The sequence below is a fragment of the Polynucleobacter kasalickyi genome (assembly GCF_900176405.1).
GTDB lineage: Bacteria > Pseudomonadota > Gammaproteobacteria > Burkholderiales > Burkholderiaceae > Polynucleobacter > Polynucleobacter kasalickyi.
In genome coordinates this window covers 37731-62484 of record NZ_FWXJ01000007.1, presented here as the reverse complement: position 1 = coordinate 62484, position 24754 = coordinate 37731, and the positions used below count along the sequence as shown (strand labels likewise).

Here is a 24754-nt window from a genome sequence, read left to right as displayed (position 1 = left end):
AATTGAAATGATGGTATTCGTCAATTCATTACATAGGCTGAATGTTACTAGCTTGCTTGCCCTTAGGACCAGTAGTTACTTCAAAAGAAACTTTCTGACCTTCTTTGAGGGATTTAAAACCATTGGAGTTAATTGCTGAGAAGTGAGCAAATAAATCTTCGCCACCTTCATCAGGAGTTACAAAACCAAAACCTTTAGCGTCGTTAAACCACTTTACAATACCTGTTGCCATAAATACTTTCGTTAAATGAATCAAATTAAATAAAAAAACATCAATTCCTATTTGATATCACCAAAAATAGATTCTAGTTAGCCCCATTGATTATTCCTTTAAAAAAGGATCAATGAGTAAAAAAAAATTTAGGGGATATGTAGATAGGAGAAAGAACAAAATAATTTCTACCGAACAAGAGTTACTTTGACGTAATAGAGTTGAACGGTAGAAAATTTGAAAGGTAATTAGGCAGCTTGAATATTGCTAGCTTGTTTGCCCTTAGGTCCTTGAGTCACTTCAAAAGAAACTTTTTGACCTTCTTTAAGGGTTTTAAAACCATTCATATTAATCGCTGAGAAGTGAGCGAATAAATCTTCACCACCTTCATCAGGAGTTACGAAACCGAAACCTTTTGCATCATTAAACCACTTTACAATACCTGTTGCCATAAAAAAGAACTTTCAAATAAAAAAATTAAACTGATAAATCTGAGAATGAATATGTAATCAATCTCACCACGATTCGCTATTTACCAGTAACTTACTAAAAATAACGAATTGAATAAACATTTTGTTATTTGTTTAGTGATAAGTCAACGAATATTATTGATTTTTTTGGTTAAATAGATAAAATAATCACTTTTTTTTGAAAATTTCCATAATTTATGCTAAAAATTAGCATTTTTTGAATTCAAGGGGAGTTTTTATCGCATTTTCGAGTGGATTTAATCTCATCTTAACACCATGTGTCAGTTAAAATTTAATGATGAATACACCACAAATTGCATTTTTAACACCGGTTGCGAAAAAGACTGCCGATGAACTTTATCGTTTACTACCTAATGGTTTTGAACTGAAAATTGCCAATCAAAATGATCGAGAAGAGCATCGAGAGTTGCTAAAAGAGGCACATTATGCATTTCTTGGTGGTACGCACCTCGATGCTGATTTAATTCAAAGTGCTCCTAAATTGAAGTTAATCCAAAAATGGGGCATTGGGGTTGATAAGATTGATTTAATTGCTGCCAAGGATAGGGGCGTGCCAGTTGCCATTACTAATGGTGCGAATGCTTCACAAGTTGCTGAGCATGCCATTCTGCTCATGTTGGCGACTCTCCGTAAGTTACCCTATGCTCGCCAATCATTAATCGATGGTCAGTGGATTAATTCAGAATTAAGAGTTTCCTGTTCTCAATTAGTAGGTAAAACGGTTGGTATTTTTGGTTTGGGAAACATTGCTAAACATGTGATTAAACAGTTACGTGGTTTTGATACGCCTGTAATTTATTACACACGAACTAGGTTAAGTACCGCCGAGGAAGCTCGATTAAATATTCAATATGTGGATTTTAAAACCCTACTTCAACAAAGCGACATTTTAAGTCTTCATGCGCCATTAACTGACGCAACTAAAAATATCATCAATGCTGAAAATTTAGCGCTCATGAAAAAAGATGCAATTATTATCAATACAGCGAGAGGGGAGTTGATTGATGAAGATGCATTGGTGAAGGCTATTCAAACTAAAAATCTTCGCGGAGCTGGCTTAGATGTGTTTGCGAATGAACCGCCGAATCCTGATAATCCATTATTGAAATTGGACGGTGTAGTCGCTACACCTCATGCGGGAGCTAGCGTCATTGAAGCTGTCATTAGCGTGATAGAACACGGTATGAATAATATTGCGAATTTTGAGAAGGGGATTCCTTTGGATCCCGCTGATTGGATTGTTCGCCCTCCAGCAGTTTGATTCAAGAATTACTCTAGTGTTTTCCTGACATTGCATGCTAATGTCAGGAAATTACTCAAGGTTTATTCTGCTTTAATCCCTGCGTCTTTGATGACTTTAGATAAGCGACTGACTTCTGATTTAATCAAGTTGCCGAATTGTTCAGTAGATGGACTAGCCACTAGTTCAATTCCTCTTTCGGCAAATTTTGTTTTAAGTTCTGGCTGGCTCCAGGCTTTTTGAACTGCAAGGTTTAGTTTATTAGTGATTTCTTTTGGTGTCCCAGCTGGAGCGAGCAAAATGGTTAAAGTAACATCTTCATAGCCTGGAAAGCCTGATTCAGCGATGGTCGGAATTTCAGGAGCTAAGGGTGATCTTTCAGCGCTGGTAATTGCTAAAGCACGAACTTTGCCAGCTCTCATATTAGGTAACGCGGTACTAATTTGGTCGAACATCATTGGCACTTCGCCACTCATTACATCGATCATTGATTGGGTGTTTCCTTTGTAAAAAATATTGGTATATTTCGTACCAGTTTTTTGAGCAAAAACCTCTGTCGCAATATGTCCCGTTGATCCATTACCGCTACTACCAGAGGCCATATCTGGATTATTTTTTGCTAACTGTATAAACTCTTGAATCGTCTTGGCCTTCACATTCGGGTTAACTAAAATGAACATCGGCACTTTGCCTGTCAGCGAAATAGGCGCAAAGTCTTTTACTGGGTCGTATCCTGCATTGACAGAAATTAAGGGTGATGAAAAAAATGTACTGGAATTAGCTAGTAAGGTATAACCATCAGGAGCTGCCTTCGCTACAGCTTGAGCCCCTACAATTGAACCCGCACTGGGTCTGTTTTCAACAATCACAGACTGATTCAGAATTTTGCCAATTTCAACGCCTAGAGTTCTGGCAATAATATCGACATTTCCCCCCGCTGCAACAGGCACAATAATCCTAATCGGTTTATTCGGGTACTCATTGGTTTGTGCATGCAAAGGTTGGTTCAAACTGAACACTGAACAGATAATTGGTAGGATCGTAAATAGCGTTTTCTTCATTTGAAAGCTTTCGAAAAATACTCCGGGTTGTAGTTAGGGGCGTAGATTTACATCAAGCATCATAGTGAGGGTAGCCAGAGCTTTTCGACTCAGCCTCAAGATACCTGATCATGGCATGCCACTCTAAAACCCCATAGGGTCTTCTTGTTCCGGGTTGGTAAAGATGAGCAGTCTTTTCTAATACTTCTTTACTCGGAAGATTTAGCGCTTGTCCACTAGCCATTGCATCGACTTGTGCGCGGCAAGAAAGCTCTAATTGATACATGGTATTGAAGGCTTGTTGAATCGTCGCACCACAGGTCAATAAACCATGATTTTTTAGAATCATCGTGTCATGATTGCCCAAGTCAACGATGAGTCGTTTACGTTCTTCGAGGTCAATTGCTGGTCCTTCAAACTCATGATATCCATGGTGTCCAACAAATCGAATCGATGTTTGGGTAATCGGTAATAAACCACAGGCCATGACGGAAACTGCCATACCAGCCCTAGTGTGGGTGTGAATCACAGCGTTCACATCTTTTCTGGCTTCGTGGATACAACCATGAATGACATAACCGGATTTGTTAATACCATAATCAGTTTCAGGGCTTGACAAGATATTGCCGTTGATATCGATTTTCACTAGACTAGAGGCGGTAATCTCTTTATAGAGTAAGCCATAAAGATTAATTAAAAGATGCTCCGTACCAGGAATTTTCGAAGTGATATGGTTGTAAATTAAATCTGACATGCCGTATAAATCAATTAACCGATAGCAAGCGGCAAGTTCAACTCTTGTCTGCCATTCTTCAGGACTGACTTGGTCTTTGAGAGAGGGGAAATTTGTTGAGTAGTTCATGGGTCTCATTGGTAATTTTTTAATAAAATGCTTTAGGTTTAATATTACTACGATAAATTAATCATTCAAAAAATATGGAGAGATATGCTGCCAAAAGTAGACCAAGAAAAGATTCAATTTACAGTTCCAAAAGGAGCTTGTGATTGTCATGTGCATGTATTTGGCCCAGAGAATAAATACCCATATTCTGAAGATAGAGCCTATACCCCCAGCGATGCAAGCGAAGAAGATTTAGGACGTTTGCATCAGCAAATTGGTATTGAACGTTTGGTGATTGTTCACCCAAGCCCTTACGGCGTTGATAATCTGCGCTCTCAAGATGGCATCGCTTTTTTTAATCAAAATGCGCGGGGCGTAGCCGTTATTGATGAGGATCAGATATCCTTGCCTGACATTGAGCGACTGCATCAATCTGGTTTTAGAGGTGCGCGTTTAAATTTAGAGACAGCTGGAATGCATGAACCAACGGCCGCAAAAGAAAAGTTTCTAAAGACGGCCAAGTTGATTGATGCTATGGGTTGGCATATTCAAATTTATTCTAATATTGCGCTCATCGTCCAATTGAAAGAAGTGATCTTGAAGGGTGATATTCACGTTGTTCTAGATCATTTCGCTAGAATACCGGCGGATTTAGGGTTAGATCAAGAAGGTTTAAAGGATATTTTTGAGTTACTCGAAAGTGGTAAGGTCTGGATGAAATTATCAGCTCCCCAGCGTATTTCAAATGATCCAAATGGTCCGGCAGTAACTGAGTTAGCTAGAAAATTAATCCAAATTAACCCTGACCGACTCGTATGGGGCAGTGATTGGCCTCACTCCGGCGCGCATCCTGGAATTCCTAGAGTTAAAGAATTGGTTGAGCCATTCCATCCGATTGACGATGGACATGCACTTAATCGATTTGCTGGTTGGGCGCAAGACTCTCTAACCATTAAAAAAATCTTAGTCGATAATCCCACCATACTTTATCAATTTTAATGACCCTTCAATTTTTTGAAGGGTTCGATCTGAGGATTTGAATGACATCTAATTTAACTAACAAAAATTTAATTAAAGCTGAGCAACTCATTGACTTTTGTTCTCGAGTTTATCAATCCATCGGGGTTCCCCTTGAGGATGCTCAATTTGCAGCAGATACCCTAGTACAAGCTGACTTATGGGGGCATCAATCACATGGCGTGTTACGACTTGCCTGGTATTATGCACGCCTCAAATCAGGTGCGATGAAAGCTAATACGAAGGTAGATACGGTAATCAATGCGGGCGCTGTTGGCGTCATAGATGGCAATGATGGGATGGGGCCAGCAATTGCGAAGGCGGCAGTGATACAAGCCTGTGAGCGTGCCAAGTTACATGGTATTGGAGTGGTTTCTGTCAGAAACTCAAATCATTTTGGTACTTGTATGTATTACACGCGCATGGCTGCTAAGCAGGGTTGTATTGGGATGTTAATGAGTAATGCCGGACCCAATATGGCCCCTTGGGGAGGGCGTAAGAAAAAGATTGGTACCAATCCATGGTCGATTGCTGTTCCTGGCGGCAAACACGATGCCATCGTCATGGATATGGCGAACTCGGGCGTTGCCAGAGGCAAAATTTATTTAGCGAAGAATCGGGGCGAATCAATCCCAAATGATTGGGCTATAGATAAAGAGGGTCGACCAACTAATGATCCTGCTGCCGCCATTGAAGGGCTGATCTTGCCGATGGCTGGCCACAAAGGATATGTTTTTGGTGTCATGATTGATATTTTGTCTGGAGTTCTTTCCGGGAGTTCATTTTTAGATCAAGTGCATGGTCCCTACGATCCCACGAACCGGAGCGGTGCGGGTCATTTAATGATTTGTATGAATGTTGATGCTTTTCAACCCCTGGCAGAATTTGAAGAGAAAATTGAAGCATATGTAACTTCCTTAAAAGATGTGCCACTCGCTCAAGGTTTTGATCAAGTTTTTTATCCAGGTGAAATGGAGTCAATCGCAGATCAAAAAAACCGTTCAGAAGGAATTTTGTTACCAGAAGAAACACTCCAAAGTCTGTTGAACCTATCAAAAGAGACTGGAGTGAAGTGGTAGATTCGAATTTTTGGTAAATATTCATTAATGTAGTGCAAAAATCCATAAAATTTAACGATTTACCGGAAAAGAGTTCTAAAACCTTTTTTAGTTTGAGCTTGCAATTTATACTTAGGTAAATAATTAATCAAATGATTAAAAAGAGTAGTCAATAAATAATAAATAAATAAAGGAGATAACCATGCAAGCTTTGAAATCAGAAATTCGTGATGGGATGAGAATCGATTGGGATATGCCCATTCAGATGGATGATGGCCTTATTCTGAGAGCAGATATTTTTCGCCCAATTCACGAAGGAAAATTTCCAACACTGTTAACTTATGGACCCTATGGTAAGGGACTGTCATTCCAAGAAGGTTATAAGACGGCTTGGGAAATTATGGAAAAAGAGAATCCTGATGTAATGCGTGGGACTACCAATAAATATCAGAATTGGGAAGTTGTAGACCCTGAAAAATGGGTCCCAAATGAATATGTTTGTATTCGAGTTGATTCAAGAGGTGCTGGCCGTTCCCCTGGTTTTATGGCGAACAATAATGCTCGAGAAACTAAAGATATTGCTCAGTGTATCGAGTGGGCTGCTTCTCAAGAATGGTCAAACACTAAAGTTGGTATGAATGGGATTTCTTATTTCGCTAGTAATCAATGGCGAGCAGCTGCAGTACAACCACCACATTTAGCTGCCATTTGCGTTTGGGAAGGTTGGAATGATGGGTATCGTGAGTCACATCGACATGGTGGCATTGCTTGTACGTTCCGTAAAAATTGGATGGAAATGCAGGTTAAAACCGTGCAACATGGCGTTGGTGATCGCGGTAAGCGTAATCCAATTACTGGAGACACGGTTTGTGGACCTGAGACCTTGTCACCCGAAGAACTCATTCAAAACATAGAGAATGTATGGCAAAAGGTGCTCGATCAAGAAATGTTGACAGATTGGTATGTTGAACGGACTGCTGATTTAAATAAAGTTACCGTACCAGTTTTATCCTCAGCAAACTGGGGTGGTCAAGGTCTCCATGGCAGAGGAAATTTTGAAGGCTATGTTCGATCAGCCTCCAACCAAAAATGGTTAGAAGTTCATGGCGGTTCACATTGGGCACCTTTTTATACTGATTATGGTATTGATATTCAGAAAAGGTTCTTTGATCATTTCTTAAAAGGAATTGATAACGGTTGGGATAAAACACCACCTATTTCCTTATTGGTGAGAAGTCCCGGTGAAAAATTCGTCCAACGTGATGAACATGAGTGGCCCTTAGCTCGGACACAGTGGACTTCCTGCTTTTTGAATGCCGGCTCTATGCAACTTGAAAATGCAGTCCCTGGCTCCAATTCGGAGTTGAGCTATGAAATGATGGGTGATGGTGTTACCTTCTCTTTACCCGTGCAAGCGGAAGAGGTGGAACTTACCGGACCGATGGCATTAAAACTCTTTATTTCGTCTAGTACAGTTGATGCAGATATTTTCGCTATTGTGCGAGTGTTCGATGAAAACAATAAAGAGCTAACCTTCCATGGTGCTTTAGATCCTCATACCCCTATTGCACAGGGTTGGTTAAGAGCGTCCCATCGAAAACTGGATCCTAGCAAAAGTCTGCCTTATCGTCCTTGGCACAGCCATGATGAAAAACAACCCTTAGTAGCAGGTGAAGTTTATGAGTTAGATGTTGAAATTTGGCCGACTTGCATTGTGGTACCAAAGGGTTATCGGATTGCGTTAACAATTCGTGGTAAAGATTATGAGTATGACGGTGAAGCAGCAGTGTTATCGAATATGAAGAACCCGATGACGGGATGTGGACCATTCATGCACGATGATGAGACCGATAGACCGCCAGCAATATTTGGTGGGGAAGTCAAAATCCTCACAGGTCCAAATTACCCATCGAATTTACTTATTCCAGTAATACCCAAAAAACAATCAACTTAATTAGGAGATATTGATGAACAACTCTCATTGGAAGTTCCGTGTGGCAATCGGCATCTTTTGTGCAATTACCAGTAGTTTGGGAGTTGCTCAAGGTAATAGTTATCCGAATCGACCCATTAAAATTGTCATTCCATTTCCTCCAGGAAATACGACTGACATTATGACTAGGATGATTGCTCCTAAACTTCAAGAAGCAATGGGGCAGGCTATTGTTGTTGAAAATAGAGCTGGTGCGTCTGGTACGATTGGTATGGATTTTGTGGCTAAATCCAAGCCAGATGGTTACACCATCGTTGCATCACAGGGCGGTAACATGGTCGTTTTACCCCATACTAGTAAAACAATCCCCTACAACCCGATCAAGGATTTTGCACCAATCTCTTTATCTACAGCGAATTACCTAGTGGTCATTAGTAATAAGGATGTACCATTTAAAACGGTTGGGGAAATGATTGCATGGGCCAAGGCAAATCCTGGCAAATTGACTGTTGGCTCAAATGGTGAGGGGGGCTTCCCTCATTTAACCTTTGAACATTTGGCAAAAGCGGGTGACTTTACTTTTACTCATGTACCCTATAAAGGTTCAGCTGCAGTGATTACCGACATGGCTGGTGGTCAAGTGATGTTAGGCATTGACGGGGTTAGTGGTCCAACTCCTCATATTCGATCTGGTTTAATCAAGTTATTAGCGGTGACAAACAAAGTTCGAGTCAAAGATTGGCCAAATACTCCTGCAGTTGCAGAAACATTGACTGGATGGGATTCTAATGGTTGGTTTGGATACTCAGCTCCTGCCGGCACTCCTAAAGAGATCGTTCAGAGATTAAATACAGAAATTAATAAGGCAATGAGGTCACCTGAAATTGTTGAGCAAATGGCGCAATATGGTTTAACGGTGGTTACCGAGTCACCTGAGTATTTTGCTCAAGAGTTATTAAAAGACTATAACAAGTATGGGAAATTAGTTAAAGATATTGGTTATCAAGCCCATTGATTGATTGGGTTGCTTAGATTTATCTTGGTGCTAACTTCCTGAGAGCGAATGGGAAGTTAGCATTAACCATTAGTTAATGGCTCGGCCAAAACAATCAAACTAATCACAGTATAAATAATCATTACCAAACTCAATGGTAGGGTCGAAGCTCCAGCCGCTCTGGGTGATTTAAAAAGCTTTAAGGCGCTCAAATGACAGAGCCAAATCGAGATGACATGACCGATTAAAATTGCCGTAATCGCAATGTACCAGGTTACCTTAGCATCAATTAAGGTGATATCAGGTCTAAAGTTCGCTGTTCCACAAATATCCCAACCCAATTGATAGGGGTCTGAGAGTAAGGCTAGGAAATTTTGACCTTGTAATATCAGGCTTGAAAAATTATGAGCTATTAGGTAGGCCATTGCAATTGGGACAAGTGTTGGCGCAAAATTTTTCACCATAGACTGAAAATCAATCTGTATTTGGGGGAAAAAATGACGGCTAACAATGAGGTTGAGAGAACAACTCAAAAGAAAAATCCCATACAGCACGAACCAAACAAGGAAGATCCCCAATGCCCCTGGAATATAGCCATTGATATCTAATAGCTTTGGTAAATGTTTGGATAAAAACTGCGCATAGTATTGCCAAGCATCACTCCCATGCAAGCCATCAAATAAGACCGTAGCCAACATCGCAATAATGAAGCCAACCGATCCTGGAATAGAGGCTTGATCAGCACTTAATAAGGATTTGAAAGGGAATACTATCGTAATTTTTTGAGCCTCTTTTTCCTTGTATTGGAACGGTGACATCATCCCAAAGTAAGAAAAATAAATGGCGAAAAAATCGATATGGTGTCGAACGTAGTCTTTAGTAAATACAATTTTTAAAACGATAGAGGCACCAAACCAAATGATCACAAAGGTACTAATGTAATGAGGCAACGCTGCATTGGGATAAATGACTTCTATCCAACACCATAATAATAATAAAAAGGTGGCTGGCCAACACCCCAACCAATATGGATATCGGAGTAAGGGCTTTAAAGAGTTTCTAAATAATCGGGTAATCCCATTAAAAGCCGTATCGATAGGACTTAGTACCTGTAAAACATTGCCAAATAACATAAATAAAAGGGGCATACCAATCCACCAATTGACCCATAAAACATGGGGAAGTAAATTCATCAATGGATTTTGTGGGCCAGTTAGCCCCACGATCAGTAAGCCTCCAACCGTCATTAAAAAGCATAGTTGCAGGAGTTTTACAACATAACGAAATTTAGTACTGGTAAAAATTAGTGTTTTACCAGGAGGAGGCTTATTTTTACTGGGTATCTCAGTTGGAGATTTTAAGAAAAAAAACGCTATTAAATAAGTCAGTCCAACCGTTGCTGCTGCACCCCATAAAAAATAGTCCATCGGTAATGGCAGATCGTATTTTTCATCAAATGCATGTGCAAAGACTTGCGTTGAAAAAAAGGCTAGAAAAAAAACAAATTTACTGAGGATAAACTTCAAGATATACCGAGGGTGAATGAGTTGATTTGGGGTTTGTATTTACGGGATTGATTTGAGGATGCCACTCGATTTGAAATTTACCGGTAGCTTTGGCCTGAAATTTGTAAACCACTAATTGATTTTTAGGTACTCTCACTTCGATGCCATAGGCATGCATGTGCAACTCGCCAGGCTTATTACTAGTTATTTGCCACTCAATTTGGTCGTGTTGCTTCACTTTAAAACGAATGGGGAGGGGGGCAGAATGGATGAATTGGTCATCTGTTAATTGGAACTGCAAAACTCTTTGCGTAGCTTCACTAAAACCTTCAGTTGGGTGAAGCATCACCCAACTGAAGAGGATCAAACAGAAGACTTTCTTCATTGAAAATTTGAATTACTTGATTGCAGCATTCCAATTTGCAATTTTCTTAGCTGGACCAGTTAACTCAAGAATATGCATACCAGTATTTGCACGATCAACGATATAAATATATCCTCGTTCATCTACTTCTACGTTATTGGTTTGGATAGCTACTTTAGTTGCTGCTTCAGTATATGGGAGCTTCGCACCGGCTGAACTTGCTGGTGTTTCAAGGGCTACCGTGTTTTTGTTAATCGCAGGTACAAAAGAGGCAATTTCTTTTGGTGCAAATGGGTCTCTAACATCTAGTGCTCTTACGCCAGAGTTAAAGTAAGCGAAGAACATAATTTTCTTGTAGAAAACATCTGTCATGTTCTCATTGGAAGAGTGCGCACCATGTCGACCACCTTTTTTACATAAATTACCTGGCATATCTGGTAATGCCCAGTTTGACACACCATAAGGTTTTGTCTCAGTGGAGATATCCATAAACCAAACCATTTGACGACCTTCCAAGCATTCCTTTTGAATAGCTTCATCAGTGATCACTAGGATGTCACCTTTGTTGCCTGATAAGCTATTTTTGAACTGTGGAAACTCCATATCCAACATCGGGAAAGTAGTGTGGGCGCCATGCATTGGCGGTAGTTCTACTCTAGAAATTTGTGGATACAGTAAATTCTCTGGAGTTGGTTCTTTGGGGCCGTTGAGTAATTTTTCACGATCAACAATTTGGATAATTCCTTCGGTATTTGTGCCGTAACCAAAATATACTCTGTTGCCTTTAGGGCCTGTTGAAATAGGACCGTGGAGGGCAATAGGGACTGCGCCACTAGAGCCTGGATTTTGTCCAACCAAACCATAGTCTCTAATAAATACAGGCTTCGTAGGATCTGATAAATCATAAATTTGCGTCATACGATTTGTACGCCATTGTGGGTTGCCTGAAACTAAATAGGCAATACCAGTGTCACACTCCCAGAAACTTTTATGGGTTCCTTTGAGCCCCTTCACCACTGTTGTCAGCAGGCTAGGATTTTCTGGCTGAGTTACATCCCAAATTTCGTGTGATTGATTTCCAAAAACACGCAACATATAAAACTTACTCTTATCTGCCTTTGGTAAAGTGGCACCGGAGCAAACCCGAACCATTTGTGCACCACCTTGTTCAGCTTTACCTTCTTCTCCAGGGAGATGCTTCAAATATTTTGGTTTTTTCGGATCAGTCACATCAATGATCGATGTGCCATTATTTTCCATTTGCCCGTTTAAAGGATTTAACTTGTAATCACCATGATGGCCGACATAAGCAATCCAACGATTACCTTGTTTTTGAATAGTTGGTTGATAAGCCGTTCTGCCTTGTAAGTCATTGTAACCCGTTAAAGCCATATTTTTTGCTTCAGATACACCTTGAGCAAAAGGTTGAAATGAGGCAACAGCTAACGAAGAAATCAGAATCGATTTGAAAAGGGGATGCTTAAAGCAATTTCGCATTACGTGTCTCCATTGGTTATGAAAAAATATATTTTTGTTTTTTCAATTCTATTCTATTTTTTTCGGTTGAATCGCAATTTTGGGGTTTGGTTTGTAAAAAATACAATGAGATAATAGGTAAAATTGATTATCTAACTCGAAAAGAATTTTTTATGATGAATATTACCCCTGTCATTCTATCTGGTGGTTCAGGATCCAGGCTATGGCCATTATCTAGAGCTTTACGTCCAAAGCAGTTTCTCGGGGTGACTGAAGATCGGTCATTATTTCAGTTGACCCTAAGCCGCTTAAAAATGGATTCGAAGGATTTGTTCATCGATGCACCAGTCATTGTTGCGAACGATGACCATCGTTTTTTAGTGGCTCAGCAATGTTTAGATATTGCGGTAAAGCCAAAATCATTAATCTTAGAACCTATCGGCAGAAATACTGCACCAGCCATTGCTGTAGCTGCGTTCTCCTTGCTCGAGGAAGACCCCATTTTATTAGTTCTTCCTTCAGACCATATTTTTGCCAATGACCAAGCCTTTTTAGAAACAGTGAAAATTGGTGCACAAGCCGCAAAAATGTCTGGATTAGTGACTTTTGGGATTGTTCCTACTGCTCCTGAGACGGGCTACGGGTATGTTAAGTCATCCGTTCCACTGGACCCGACTAAAGCCGTGCCCGTTGAGAAATTTGTTGAGAAACCCAATCTTGAGACAGCTAAACAGTATATTCAAGAAGGTAGTTATACCTGGAATAGTGGTATGTTCATGTTTAAAGCTTCCGTCTTTTTAACCGAATTAAAGAAGTTTCAACCCGATATTTATGATGCAGCTAAAAATGCCTGGGAAGGTGCTAAAAAAGATTTAGATTTCATTCGTTTGGATTTAGAAAGTTTTGGGAAGTGTCGCTCAGATTCGATCGATTACGCTGTTATGGAAAAAACAAGTAATGCTTTGGTTGTGCCATTAGACGCAGGTTGGAATGATGTTGGTTCCTGGTCTTCGGTTTGGCAAGCATTACCCCAGGACGAAAAAGGTAATGTGCAAAGAGGTAATACCTTGATGATGGACTGTTCAAATAGTTTTGTACATGCAGATCACCGCTTTGTGGCTTTATTAGGGGTTGATAACATTGTCGTGGTTGAAACATCCGACGCCATATTAGTCGCGAATAAGGATAAGGTCCAAGATGTTAAAAAAATTGTGGAAGAACTCAAAGCGAAAAAAAGTTCTTTGACAGAGTTACATCGTGAGGTACATCGCCCATGGGGGGCTTATGATTCCATCGATCATGGTCAGCGATATCAGGTAAAAAGAATTACTGTAAAACCAGGGGCTAGACTTTCAGTACAAATGCATCATCATCGAGCAGAACACTGGATTGTTGTTTCTGGAACTGCGAAAGTGTTAATTGGTGAAACAGAACAACTGATTAGTGAAAACCAGTCAGTGTATATTCCGATCGGTGCTGTTCATTGTCTCGAAAATCCGGGTAAATTACCCCTCGAATTAATCGAAGTGCAATCAGGCTCGTATTTGGGTGAAGATGATATCGTACGCTTGGAAGATCGCTACGGTAGAGGTTAAGGGGGGAAACTTGGAGCCTCAGCAGTAAAGGTTCTACTGCGCAACGCCCAACCATTTACTGGTAAATAAACTTTAGGGTCTCAACTGGAAGGTAGAGACCCTAAATGCCTAATCAGACCTAGAAATTCTACGAGAGGTCTTTGACTTCAAACTTGTGAACATAATCATCGTCAAAGAAATAATAGAAATTAGGCCAAATAGGATAAATAAAATCGGGAATTTTACTAAGGTCCAGTAAATGAACTCGATGATATTTAAACTACCAACATCATAATAATTACCATTATCGAAAGAACTTACCTTGTCATCATAAATAAGTGCATTGGTACCTTCAATCGGATGTTTGAAATCTGCCGGTTGAAGAAGAGCATTCTGAATATTATCAAAATCAAACTCAGAAGTACCTTTCAATAAAATGACACTTTTATGACTCTTCAGGGGTGACTCGAAACCAATAATCTTCCCTAATCCTGCGTTGGTATCATTGACTTGGACAGGCTCATCTTCCTCAACGGGTGAGTTATCAATCATACTAATGAGCTTACCAAATAGTTTTGTTGCCGCTTTATTCAACGTGAGAGCTAAACTATTGTGTTCTTCTGGGATACTCCAATTTTTTAATACTTTAGAAGAGTTATTTTCATCAATAATCAATAAATCTTTATTTCTTAGATCGTTAATCTGATCATCTAAAGCGACTTGAACTTTAATCGCTGGATAGTGAGTCTTACTACCCAAAAAGCCCAACATCGTTAAGTAGGTTGAAATCGATTGTTCATTGAAGTTTTTATTTAAAATCACTCCAGTATCTGATAAATCGGCCAGGCGAGTAAACGGGAAACCTTTTTGGGCAAAGACACTTAAATTAGGTAACTCAATGAAGTGCGACACATGCGAAACATCAATGGATGAGTTCGTATATAACATTTTTTGTGTCAAAGGAATGGGAGTACTAGCAACACACTCTAAGTCTCTAGGATATTTATAGTTAAAGTAAGCGCGCAGTTTTAAATCTGACTGGTTCGGAAACAGAGGAACTTCAAATTTAACGTGGTTTTCTTTCACCTGATCAATTCTTGCAATATCACTTTCTTCAGAATCAGCTAACGATTTAGCAAAATTAATGTAGTAGGCTACCTTGTTATTGAAATAACTTTTTAATTTACCAAAAGGGCTATTTTCTTGACTAGTTAAAGTAAAGTCTCTAACAAAGCGTTGATCATCTGAGATGGCTAAAGAGGCAGACTCCCCTTTAGAAGCATCAGGTAATGAGAATGCAAACTTTAAGTCGACCTTAATCCCACTGCTACCTTTGATGTGATACAAGTCTGGGGGCAAGGGAATATCGATTGGCACAACTGTACTGCCGTAGCTAATTACTTTTAAATTATCGCTAGTTGGTGCACCAGAAATATCAGAAATTTTGATTGGTTTATTCGTTTGCACCCAGGCCGGAGCATCATAGGGTAATCGTTTCGGAAACTTAGGCAGTTCATCATTCAATTGCACAAAGTTACCACTTAATAGTCGCTTTTTATCAATTAAATTAAGAACACTCGTTTTATGGGCATTACCATTTGCTCCCATTACGAGCAACAATTTGCCTAAATTATCAAAGGGATTCTCGATAATTGCTAAGGACGGCTCAGGATTAATTCTTTTAACATTTAAATTCAGGAGATACTCTGGATCTGAAACAAAAATTACCGCATTACCAGACGTTGGAATTTTATTAAAGACACTTTTGAATTTAATTTTTTGTTGATAGGCTGAAGCGCCTAGGTAAGAGCTGAGAATACCCGCAGCCTCCAAAGTACTTTTATCAGGCGAACCGGCAAATACAAATGGAATCGTCGAAGGAAATTGTTGATCAGGATCTATAAAAGGGATTGGGAAAGCAGATAAGTCATTTGCGGTGGCAAACTGACTAGTCGTGATTTCCACTTGGCTCTTGTTACCCAATACAAACCATAAGCGAGAATCTCTCGGATCTTCACAATTATTGGAGTAGTGACCACGAAATTTATAAGTAATTAAATTGTTCGCGGTTAAGATTTGATGAGGAATCTCAATCTCTTCGGTCGTTAGTTGATTCCCTTTCGCACCATCTAGTTTGATTTTCTTGATGACTTGGTCATTTACTAACACTTCAAGTTCGGAGTTGTCTTGTAAATATTTTGAAAAGTAAAACTGCAGTTTTAGTTTAACGCCCAAAGCAACTTCATCTGATCGAACATTGAGTAAATGATCATAGCGCGCATCTAAGCCCTTCATTAAAACCGGATCTATCGTCCCGATTTCCTTAAGGGTGTATGTATTAGACTTCGTCTTCGATAAAAAGTTAGGGCTACTTTGAGCAAATATAGTTGGCCCATTGAGTAGGAAAGCCCCCATACAGGCAAGGTAAAGGATTTTCTTATGCATACTATTCGGTAAAGGTAGTGGGAAAGACATTAAACTTTCCTCACTTTATTATTCGTCATCACTTTACGCGGACTCAATGGACCATGGCCAATTAATTCCGAGAGTGATTTAAGCGGAGATGCTTTACGGTTATTACCCCAGTCCACAGCCCAATTGTCAGCTCTAGAGAAGGTTACTTGCACAAGTTTTCTGTAATTATCTAAATCCATTGGGGAGAATTCAACGCCAAGTAAATTGCCACCTTTTCTGACAACCCCCTTGAACCTAACTTCTTCTGTTTCTCTAAAAATACCAATATCTAATATTTTATTTGGCCCGAGATTGATGCCATCTGGTAATTTCAATGACATACCCCGGTTGGAGAAATCGACTGTTGAGCAAAAAATTGTTCTTCCATTTGGCAGAAAAATCGTAGCAGGTAATTCCATATCGACCCTTGGGGTCCTTCTTAATTCTTTTGCTTCTTTAGCAACGAAAATACAAGCGCCAAGAATTACTAAATTAAAAGCTACCCATACTAAATTTAAAACTGCTGTCCAATATTCGCCGTATCCACCCAAAATATTATTAAAGATACCGTACGCTGCACCAATCACATTTAAGGCAAATAAAATGATACTAGGCATGGCAATTTTGGCATCGAATTGGTCTTTCGTAAACTTTGTCTGGCCCTTAACGGTTACGTTAAAACTACCTAGCTTAGGATTAATAATCGCCAAAATGACTGGTAAAAGAACATATGGGGCTAGCAATGTATCGTAAATTTCCCCCCAGAAGGAATGCCTATATTGAGATTGAACTTTATGGTTTGCAATTTGAGCCATAAAGACGTGAGGAATTGCGAATGAGAAAACAGTTAAGGCAAAAGCATGATAAATTTCAAAACCGAATAGGAGATAAGCCAAAGGTGCAAGTAAAAAAACTAATCTTGGAAAACCATAGAAAAAGCCCATCATCGCAGTGATATAGCATAACCGTTGACCTATTGTGAGACCCCGTCCAAGTAATGGGTTATCGATTCTAAAAATTTGTGCCATACCACGAGCCCAACGAGTACGCTGTCTAATATGCGCAGGAAAGCTGTCCGTAGCAAGTCCAGATGCTTGCGGAATTGACAAATAGGCTAAGTTATAGCCCTTACGACTCAGTTTAAGAGCCGTGTGCGCATCTTCAGTTACAGTATCCGTCGCAATGCCACCAATCTTTTCGAGCGCCGTTCTTTTTAGAATTGCACAAGATCCACAGAAGAAAGAAGCATTCCAAAAGTCATTACCTTCTTGTACTAGCCCATAAAATAACTCACCTTCGTTGGGCACATGACCATGAACATCCAAGTTACGTTCAATTGGATCAGGTGAGAAGAAGTGGTGGGGAGTTTGAATAAGTGCTAATTTTGGATCTTTGAAAAACCATCCCATCGTCATTTGCAAAAATGAGCGTGAAGGAATATGGTCACAATCGAAAATGGTTACATATTCACCATTGGTTTGATTTAAAGCGTGATTCAAATTGCCAGCCTTGGCATGCCGGTGATCTAGTCTAGCAATATAGTTCACTCCTGCTTGCCTTGCGAACTCTTTAAATGTTGGTCTACCACCGTCATCTAGAATATGGACTTTGATTTTATGGGAAGGCCAATCAATTGACTGAGCTGCCAACACGGAACATCGAACAATATCCAAAGGTTCGTTGAAGGTTGGAATAAAAACATCCATGGTTGGCCAAAGATTTGTATCTTTAGGCAGGGGGACGTACTTTCTATTGAGGGGCCAAGCACTTTGGAAGTAACTCAAGAACATAATGGACACGCCATATAATTCAGCAATTAAAAGGCAGTAGCCTAAAAAGCTTTCCGCCGGAGAGTTAAAGTCCAAAGTGGTCGTGAAGCGCCAATATAAATATCTCAGCGTCATGATTGAAGAAAAAATCATGAGCAATAAAGATACAAATCGATTATGGAAATATTTCGAAATCAGAGAACCGCTAATTAAAACGATAATCCCAAAGGCAAATTGGTATTTATAGTCCAATGGGAAACTAATAATAACAATAAGGAACGGCAGAAAAAATAGGGACGTTACTATTTTTGGTAGGGGTGCGCTCCAGTCAATCTTTTCCATCAGCTCAAAAAGAGCATTATGTGGGATTGAATGTCCTGGTAAGGGAAGTTTAGTATTCAATTACTTTCCTAAGAAATAGGTTTCAAGAATTTGAGCAGCATCAATCATATCTTGTGCACCAAGGCTTTCTGGGGCATAAGACAAAACATTCGTGCCACATGCTAATGCTTCTGGAATTGCTTGGTCTTGATGAATTTCTGCAAAAACATGATTCACAAATTTTGTTTTTATGATTTCTGTAATGTTTGTATTCAACTCAAAACTACGGTTCACCTGGTTGAGGATAACCATAAAACCATCAAAGTTTGGACGATTTAAACAGTGTCGTTTTAACATCGTAATACTTTGCGGCAAGGTTAAGTAGGAGCTTGCATCAGCTAACAATGGAACTACCACAACATCACTGGCATTTAATGCTTGTTGAGAATAAATCGTTGACCCAGCAGGAGCATCAATAATCACGATATCAGACGCATTTAGATTCATGCTCTCAATTTCTTTTCTGAGCATCATAGGGTCTTGCAGTAATAGTTCTTCGTAAGCATTCAATTGATCATCATCTAAATTACCAAAAGGTAATATCTTTGAACGATCAGGACTTACTTTAATTTGGTTCTTTAAAGACGTTTTGCTTAAAGTTGCAAGCGCATGGCCATCAATACTTGATTGGGCAAAACCGAAGTGATATCTCAGCGAATTATTAGGATCAAAGTCGAGCGTGATCACATCACGACCTTCAAGTAATGAAACTGAGCTAAAGTTCGCGCTAATTGTAGACTTGCCTACTCCACCTTTGGTTGAAAAAATGGTTACTATTTTCACTTTTGTTCCAATCTTGAGAAAATTGAGTTCAATGGACTTGCAGTTTGTGTATTCGGTTTTGTTTCAGGTGCGTTGGCACTTTTCGTAACAGGAGTTGGCTCAACTGGTGCAGGAGTAAAAGTCGATTGCAAATTCGAGTTTGCTGAAGTAGTTGGTTTAATGAAGCTTGACGTAAAAGTTGTCGAAGTCGAAGAGTTCACTGGGCTATTAAAACTCGTTGCGAATGTAGGTACAGAAGGAATGGCCGTTGTACTATAAACTTTTGGGGCTGGGGGCATAGACTGGGGAGCATTCGCCGGCTTATAAACAGGGGGAGTTAATGGCTCTAAAGCTACTAAAGGTTCAGGTTCTTTCAACTCAACAATGGGTTCGGAAAACGTGCTAGTTTGTGGAGCATCGCTATTTTCGACCGGGGTGATGGTTTGTTTCGATTCGATCACTGGAGAGGTATATCTTTCGACTTTAGGCGCAGTGATAACCACATCTGGGGGGGTAAATGCAGCCACCTTTTGAACTGGGATTGCTTCACTAATCGGAACCTGCGTAATTGGAGTATTTGTCATACTGTTCGCTGCATTGTTCCCACTAGGATTCACAGGGCCATTTTCAAAAATAGAAATTCCCTCTTCATTTGGGTTTTCGAGTTGAATATTCTTTAAATAACTCCACTTATCTAGGGCATGGAGGCCATTTTTCTCGTGATAAAACTCCTTGTAGTCATTGGGAGATTGACCGATTAGACTAAACAAACTTTCTATATCGTTGATGTTTGCCATAATGTTTAGAACCTATTTAAAAAAATAAATTGAAGAGAGTTTTGAAGATATTTAAGTGAAAGAATGGGACACATGGATTTTCAAATTAATATGCAGGAAACTGTGAATAAGGCGATAAAAGAGGAGAAATCGGTAGTTTTAATGACTGAGTAATTTCCTCAAAACTGTATCTTAAGAACAAGCTTGCCGCCCATTGGTTGTAATTGCCGGAGTTCTCAAACTGCAACACACCACCTAAAAAGAGTTGAGGCTCTAACTTGTAAAGCGTCGATGCATTGAGGCTATAGGATAAGTTAGACACAGAATTACTTGGGTAAATGGCAGCTGATTTACCAAATTGTGGATTCGCCGCAAGACTTGCATTCGCCGCATTTTGCATGCCAATGTTGGTTGGGAAAAAGTTAGAACCATCTTGATTAAATGATTGCCATCCTAAGGAGCCTGTAACAGAGTAAATTAAATCTTCCTGTTGTCCTTCAACCGATAAAGGAATACTGACCGCAAGATACTGTTGTGGACTGAAGTAACCACCTTGACCGTAGGTGTAATAACTCAAGTCTTTGTTAAAGCCAAAGTTGGTCATATTTAAACCAATACGAAATCTCTCACTACCGGTTTGTCTAAACTCTTTGTACACACCACCACTAAACTCAGTTCTCGTGTTGGAGTCTACATTGTTTCCTTCAATCGCATGGTAGGACGCATTTGCATAAAGCGCATTCGTATTATCGATGCCGAAAGATTTACTGACCCCAATGCGTCCACCAGTAGCCGTTACGCCACCCCACGATAAGTTGGTTCTATTGTCGGTCACGCCACCAAATGAAAGTACGCTATCAGTGACGGGTCTAGAAGAGAGAGCACCAGTCACTCTGATCGTGTTCGCCGAATTTATATAAGTACCGTAGCGAATGCCACCGGTAATGGTTGAGTACTGAAAGCCTTGAGGCGTCATGCCAATATCTAAACCTAAGTTATTCACATCATAGGCAAGGGATAGGCCTAAACCACTAACCTGTGGTGTATTCACGGTGCCGGTTGCGAGAGGACCTGAGCCGTATGTTAAAGAACTATAAGTGTTTTGTGCTACTGAGCCAGAGTTGAGATTCACTGGTGTGACACGAGCCGCCACCTTGCCATCGCCAAGCGGCATTCTAATCTCAACAGGTGTTTGGGTATCTGTCAGTCTTGATGAGCCAGAATCTCCTGTCCGACTTCTAAATGATAAACCTGCGAGGACTTGTGGGCTTTGCGTTTCTTTAATTTCTTGCAAAGCTTCTTCAGTTGAAGTAGGTTTTACATTGATGTTGTTTGCCAGGTATTTTGGTAATGCAACTGGATTAGGAATTTCAGTATCCATTGCAAAAGGATCACTCAGAGGATTTTTACCTCTTGCTGCCATTAGCCTTGAAGGTTCAGGTTTAGGAGGAATTTTACCCTTATAGAAATCGGTCGGAATGGTTCCTAAACTTGTAATATTTGCAAGGCTAGAACTTGAACTTCCACTCGAAACAGCATTCCGTTCCTTATTTTCTATCGACGCATTAAAGTACTCTTGAGCAGTTGTCAGCTTGTTCATGCTTCTATAAGCACGGCCAGCTTTATCTAATATGTCTGGATTATTCGGGTCAAAAGTTATGTAACGTTCTAGGTGACCTAATGCTTTGGGAAAGTTTCTTGACTGAATATTAGCAAGTACTAGGCTATAAATAATATCTGGATTATTTGGGTATTTTTCTTCCAAGTTTTGCAATAATTCAATGGCCTTGGGACCTTGTCCATTCGCAGCATACGCATTACTTAAGGCAATTAAAGTACCGCTATCGGTCGGGCGTTGGTTCTGCAAATCTACCAAAATTCTAATCGCTTCTCTTGGCTTACCCAACTGAACTAAGGACTCAGCTTGCTTAACGGAGTAAGCATAGACTAATTGATCGAAATTTTGTTTTTGCTCAGCAGACAAGCTTTTTAACTGCAACTGCCTGAGGATATTTGAACTTTCTACGGATTGATTCGTTTTTAATAAAACGTTGCCGTATTCAATCAATAAATCCGTTGATTTTCCAGCACTAAGAGTAACTTTTTGGCGTAATAAATTGACACCTTTATCGGTCATACCAGCGTCAATATAAGCACGAGAAAGTTTTCCTAGTAGGGCAGGGTCTTGACCAGCAATGATCTCTGCACGATTGAAAACTGACATACTTTGGGTCGTAGAACCCTTTCTGGCAAATTCAACAGCATAAATCAGTTGCACTTCCATCCATGCTGCCCGTTGAAACTCTGCAATTGAAGGGCTTCTTAAGCGTGGGTTAACTTTTTCGATAAATTTTAAAGCGTTTGGCCAATCATCCATCTGGGAGTAAAGCATCGCCGTTGCATAAATGGTGTTTGGATCGTTCGGCTGACTTGAAAGCAAGCCATTTACGAGGCCAATGGCTTCTTGTTTTTGCCCCTCTTTTAGATAAAGTTTGGCTAATTCAAACCTCGTCCAAGGGTCAGTTGGATCTCCGGCTATCCCATCTTGCAAAATTTGGAAAGCCATTTGATCATCGCCAGCAGCAAGAGCCGCTTTAGCATCTCTTAATATTTTAGGATTATGGTATGGTTCACTACTTACATTCGCTCTGACAGCACCAGACTTGCCCTCTGCTAAGAGTGCTCTGATTTCAGCATCATCTGGTACTACTTTTAGATAACGATCGAATTGGGCAGTGGCACGACTATTTGGAGGCCCCCCCCAAATTAATGCTTGTCGCCAATTTTCAACCGCAGCCTCTTTTAAAGTCGGATCACTTGCCAAACCTGCTAAACGATTAATACCTTCGGTTCTACTAGACTCCACCGTAATCAATCTTTTGGCATATTCTAGTTGGATAAGAGGATCCTCAGGGGATTCTTTAGCCATCCGTGCGAAACCTTCAATCGCTTCTTTTTTAGACTCTTTGTTGCGATCTAAAACACTGTAGTACTCAAGCCCCAAAGGGCCTTGAGGTTTGATGTTGCCAAGGGCTTGTTCAAATAATTGTTTAGATTTCTCAACGTCACCGCGTTGACTTGCTTTTCTTGCTGACTCAATCAAGGTACCAGAGTTCGTGCTACGAAGAACGATTTCTTGCTCCAGAGAAATAATATATTTACTATTTGGCGATACGGATTTCAACTTCGCAAGGTAACTTTTAGCGTTCTCAGGATTTTTACTATTTAACTCACTAATAGCAAGTCCGTACAATGCCTTGTCATCTGCAGGATCAATTAATAAGATTTTTTTCCAAGATTGTGCAGCCTTTGCATAATCACCCTTGGACTGCCAAAACTGGGCTTGATCGGATAATACTTTAAAGGCACTATCAGCCTGAGAAAAGGCGACTGGAGAGCTTGCCAGCAGTAAAGTACAAGCTGTTAATTTTAAAGGGGAAAATTTCAAAAAAACTCCAAATAATGATTTAAAGTGAAAAGCACTAATTAAATATAAATAAATTTTATTATAACGATGTTAAATTTGGACAAATCATTGATTGTGAAATAAATATTATAAAAAGAATCTTAAAAAAACAACATTTATTGATAAGTTACATTAAATTTTGCACAATTATTGTGCATCCAACTCGTTTCTAAGAAGCCATTGAGATTGAAGCGGTAAAAACCTTCGGTAAATCCTAGGCCAAACAAACTCAAAGAGTAATCGTAATAACGTAACCTATTCGTATTCGCATTTTCAGGCGATTGACTTTTCTTAATCATCCAATTAGCTCTTGATACTTGGCTTTGAGCCGTTTCTTTGCGACCAATCGCGTAAAAATAGGGTGCTACAGCTGCAGAAAACCCAAAGGGAGAGTAAGCATTATTAATAATCTCCCCGGTAAAGGCGTCAATTTTTTCAGGAACGTATCCTTTAATCGTAATTGCATTAATAATTCCTGAAATTGACAACAGAATATCTTTCCGGAGGGGGTCATCCGGATGAGTCACTCCAGCCCATAAATAGACCCTGATAGCATCAAAGCTACTTTTTTGTCCTCGGGTTTGGTCAAAGTAGAATTCAGGAATATCTCCATCATTAAGTTTGTAGTAAATCCAGTCAGCGGGAAATTTTTTAGGACTGCCTTCTCGAATCACTCTAGGAACATTGGCAACGATTTCGTCCCATTGCAAGTTATTCCTTTCTGCTGCAATTCTTCTTAACAGAGGTAAAGGGTAATAACTTGGATTCAGTGACCATTTTGTCTTATTTAAACTGGCTTTTTTAATATATCCTGTAGAAATCATTTTTCCAAAGCCAGGAAGATCTATAAACTCTCTTTTTTCAATGAGGTTAATCATTTGGAGTCCTTGAGTTGTATAGGTTTTATTCTTCCAGATACGACCAGCTTCAAGAAGAGCATAAGCAAACCATAAATCAGCATCTGAGGCTGAGTTAAAGTCAACTACTCCCCAGGTATTATCGGCTTTTTTCCCCCACTGCCAAGCAGGTAAATTGTTATTTAGATCGTTATCGAATAAATTGGCAAGCGTCCAGTTCCAAATTCTTTGAAAATTTTCTGGGTCATTATGGATGAGGGAAAACATCATGCCATAAGATTGGCCTTCAGAAGTAGAGTGTTCAATTGGTGTGGCATAGTCGATGATTCGCCCATCTTCTTGTAGAAATTGTTTTTTGTAATGTTCCCAAAGCTCCCATTGGTTCGCTTGACACCCGAGATGATTCGTCAAGGTTTCAGCTGCAACAACCTGTTCTGTATTCAAAAAAAAAGATAAAGTCAGACTAATGCATACCGTACAGAAAGTATGTAGTAAAGAATTAATTTTTTTTTCTGACATTTCTTCTCTTTGGATTAGGTGATTCA

19 protein-coding genes are annotated in these 24754 nt (G+C 39.7%); 6 read left to right on the top strand and 13 right to left on the bottom strand.

Annotated elements, in window-relative coordinates:
* Positions 1 to 28: 28 nt before the first annotated feature.
* A complete protein-coding gene (locus tag B8983_RS07725) occupies positions 29 to 232 on the bottom strand; it encodes a cold-shock protein (RefSeq protein WP_084283572.1) in 204 nt (67 codons plus the stop codon).
* A 227-nt stretch (positions 233 to 459) separates the two neighbouring features.
* A complete protein-coding gene (locus tag B8983_RS07720) occupies positions 460 to 663 on the bottom strand; it encodes a cold-shock protein (protein WP_084283571.1) in 204 nt (67 codons plus the stop codon).
* A gap of 313 nt (positions 664 to 976) precedes the next feature.
* Here B8983_RS07720 and B8983_RS07715 point away from each other — a divergent pair, with 313 nt between their 5' ends.
* On the top strand, positions 977 to 1963 hold the full coding sequence (locus B8983_RS07715) for a 2-hydroxyacid dehydrogenase (RefSeq protein ID WP_084283570.1): 987 nt from the start codon (positions 977 to 979) through the stop codon (positions 1961 to 1963).
* A 62-nt stretch (positions 1964 to 2025) separates the two neighbouring features.
* Here B8983_RS07715 and B8983_RS07710 read toward each other — a convergent pair whose 3' ends face one another.
* Both B8983_RS07710 and B8983_RS07705 read right to left on the bottom strand, forming a co-directional pair.
* Positions 2026 to 3003, bottom strand: a complete 978-nt coding sequence (locus tag B8983_RS07710) for a tripartite tricarboxylate transporter substrate binding protein (protein ID WP_084283569.1) — start codon at positions 3001 to 3003, stop codon at positions 2026 to 2028.
* A 52-nt stretch (positions 3004 to 3055) separates the two neighbouring features.
* Positions 3056 to 3844: a class II aldolase/adducin family protein gene (locus B8983_RS07705; protein ID WP_084283568.1), complete on the bottom strand. Its 789-nt coding sequence runs from the start codon at positions 3842 to 3844 to the stop codon at positions 3056 to 3058.
* An 84-nt stretch (positions 3845 to 3928) separates the two neighbouring features.
* Here B8983_RS07705 and B8983_RS07700 point away from each other — a divergent pair, with 84 nt between their 5' ends.
* The 4 genes from B8983_RS07700 (at position 3929) to B8983_RS07685 (ending at position 8846) form a co-directional block, all read left to right on the top strand.
* Positions 3929 to 4822 (top strand): amidohydrolase family protein, encoded by an 894-nt coding sequence (locus tag B8983_RS07700; protein ID WP_084283567.1) that lies wholly within the window; start codon positions 3929 to 3931, stop codon positions 4820 to 4822.
* 41 nt (positions 4823 to 4863) lie between these two features.
* Positions 4864 to 5919, top strand: coding sequence for an Ldh family oxidoreductase (locus tag B8983_RS07695; protein WP_084283566.1), 1056 nt, complete (start codon positions 4864 to 4866; stop codon positions 5917 to 5919).
* Positions 5920 to 6100: 181 nt separating this feature from the next.
* On the top strand, positions 6101 to 7852 hold the full coding sequence (locus tag B8983_RS07690) for a CocE/NonD family hydrolase (RefSeq protein WP_234986943.1): 1752 nt from the start codon (positions 6101 to 6103) through the stop codon (positions 7850 to 7852).
* Between the two features lie 13 nt (positions 7853 to 7865).
* On the top strand, positions 7866 to 8846 hold the full coding sequence (locus B8983_RS07685; RefSeq protein WP_084283565.1) for a Bug family tripartite tricarboxylate transporter substrate binding protein: 981 nt from the start codon (positions 7866 to 7868) through the stop codon (positions 8844 to 8846).
* Positions 8847 to 8908: 62 nt separating this feature from the next.
* Here the strand turns inward: B8983_RS07685 and B8983_RS07680 are convergent, their stop codons facing one another.
* Genes B8983_RS07680 through B8983_RS07670 form a run of 3 tightly spaced genes read right to left on the bottom strand, consistent with a single transcriptional unit; the run spans position 8909 to position 12191 of the window.
* Positions 8909 to 10351: a hypothetical protein gene (locus tag B8983_RS07680; RefSeq protein WP_084283564.1), complete on the bottom strand. Its 1443-nt coding sequence runs from the start codon at positions 10349 to 10351 to the stop codon at positions 8909 to 8911.
* Positions 10332 to 10676, bottom strand: coding sequence for a hypothetical protein (locus B8983_RS07675; RefSeq protein ID WP_143736131.1), 345 nt, complete (start codon positions 10674 to 10676; stop codon positions 10332 to 10334). The genes B8983_RS07680 and B8983_RS07675 overlap by 20 nt, the downstream gene beginning before the upstream one ends.
* 51 nt (positions 10677 to 10727) lie before the next feature.
* Positions 10728 to 12191, bottom strand: coding sequence for an LVIVD repeat-containing protein (locus tag B8983_RS07670; protein ID WP_084283562.1), 1464 nt, complete (start codon positions 12189 to 12191; stop codon positions 10728 to 10730).
* Positions 12192 to 12343: 152 nt separating this feature from the next.
* Between B8983_RS07670 and B8983_RS07665 the strand changes: the two genes are divergently transcribed.
* Positions 12344 to 13765, top strand: coding sequence for a mannose-1-phosphate guanylyltransferase/mannose-6-phosphate isomerase (locus B8983_RS07665; protein WP_084283561.1), 1422 nt, complete (start codon positions 12344 to 12346; stop codon positions 13763 to 13765).
* Between the two features lie 108 nt (positions 13766 to 13873).
* On the opposite strand, the gene B8983_RS07660 is transcribed toward B8983_RS07665, so the two are convergent.
* The 6 genes from B8983_RS07660 to bcsZ all read right to left on the bottom strand — a co-directional run bounded on the left by B8983_RS07660 (position 13874) and on the right by bcsZ (position 24728).
* Positions 13874 to 16219 (bottom strand): cellulose biosynthesis cyclic di-GMP-binding regulatory protein BcsB, encoded by a 2346-nt coding sequence (locus B8983_RS07660; protein WP_084283560.1) that lies wholly within the window; start codon positions 16217 to 16219, stop codon positions 13874 to 13876.
* The gene (gene bcsA / locus B8983_RS07655) at positions 16219 to 18369 is read right to left on the bottom strand and encodes a UDP-forming cellulose synthase catalytic subunit (protein WP_084283559.1); all 2151 of its coding nucleotides are present in this window, start codon (positions 18367 to 18369) and stop codon (positions 16219 to 16221) included. Before bcsA ends, B8983_RS07660 begins: the two co-directional genes overlap by 1 nt.
* Positions 18370 to 19131: a cellulose biosynthesis protein BcsQ gene (gene bcsQ, locus B8983_RS07650; RefSeq protein ID WP_159460853.1), complete on the bottom strand. Its 762-nt coding sequence runs from the start codon at positions 19129 to 19131 to the stop codon at positions 18370 to 18372.
* A complete protein-coding gene (locus tag B8983_RS07645) occupies positions 19128 to 19907 on the bottom strand; it encodes a hypothetical protein (protein WP_084283557.1) in 780 nt (259 codons plus the stop codon). Before B8983_RS07645 ends, bcsQ begins: the two co-directional genes overlap by 4 nt.
* Before the next feature lie 85 nt (positions 19908 to 19992).
* Positions 19993 to 23334, bottom strand: coding sequence for a cellulose biosynthesis protein BcsC (locus B8983_RS07640; RefSeq protein WP_084283556.1), 3342 nt, complete (start codon positions 23332 to 23334; stop codon positions 19993 to 19995).
* 134 nt (positions 23335 to 23468) lie between these two features.
* Positions 23469 to 24728, bottom strand: coding sequence for a cellulose synthase complex periplasmic endoglucanase BcsZ (gene bcsZ / locus B8983_RS07635; protein WP_084283555.1), 1260 nt, complete (start codon positions 24726 to 24728; stop codon positions 23469 to 23471).
* Positions 24729 to 24754: the final 26 nt, after the last annotated feature.

Coding starts and splice junctions, on each gene's coding strand:
- B8983_RS07665 (WP_084283561.1), top strand. CDS start 12,344: ATGATGAATATTACCCCTGTCATTCTATCTGGTGGTTCAGGATCCAGG.
- B8983_RS07710 (WP_084283569.1), bottom strand. CDS start 3,003: ATGAAGAAAACGCTATTTACGATCCTACCAATTATCTGTTCAGTGTTC.
- B8983_RS07705 (WP_084283568.1), bottom strand. CDS start 3,844: ATGAACTACTCAACAAATTTCCCCTCTCTCAAAGACCAAGTCAGTCCT.
- B8983_RS07645 (WP_084283557.1), bottom strand. CDS start 19,907: ATGGCAAACATCAACGATATAGAAAGTTTGTTTAGTCTAATCGGTCAA.
- B8983_RS07670 (WP_084283562.1), bottom strand. CDS start 12,191: ATGCGAAATTGCTTTAAGCATCCCCTTTTCAAATCGATTCTGATTTCT.
- B8983_RS07725 (WP_084283572.1), bottom strand. CDS start 232: ATGGCAACAGGTATTGTAAAGTGGTTTAACGACGCTAAAGGTTTTGGT.
- B8983_RS07700 (WP_084283567.1), top strand. CDS start 3,929: ATGCTGCCAAAAGTAGACCAAGAAAAGATTCAATTTACAGTTCCAAAA.
- B8983_RS07690 (WP_234986943.1), top strand. CDS start 6,101: ATGCAAGCTTTGAAATCAGAAATTCGTGATGGGATGAGAATCGATTGG.
- bcsZ (WP_084283555.1), bottom strand. CDS start 24,728: ATGTCAGAAAAAAAAATTAATTCTTTACTACATACTTTCTGTACGGTA.
- B8983_RS07675 (WP_143736131.1), bottom strand. CDS start 10,676: ATGCTTCACCCAACTGAAGGTTTTAGTGAAGCTACGCAAAGAGTTTTG.
- B8983_RS07660 (WP_084283560.1), bottom strand. CDS start 16,219: ATGTCTTTCCCACTACCTTTACCGAATAGTATGCATAAGAAAATCCTT.
- B8983_RS07720 (WP_084283571.1), bottom strand. CDS start 663: ATGGCAACAGGTATTGTAAAGTGGTTTAATGATGCAAAAGGTTTCGGT.
- B8983_RS07695 (WP_084283566.1), top strand. CDS start 4,864: ATGACATCTAATTTAACTAACAAAAATTTAATTAAAGCTGAGCAACTC.
- B8983_RS07715 (WP_084283570.1), top strand. CDS start 977: ATGATGAATACACCACAAATTGCATTTTTAACACCGGTTGCGAAAAAG.
- B8983_RS07685 (WP_084283565.1), top strand. CDS start 7,866: ATGAACAACTCTCATTGGAAGTTCCGTGTGGCAATCGGCATCTTTTGT.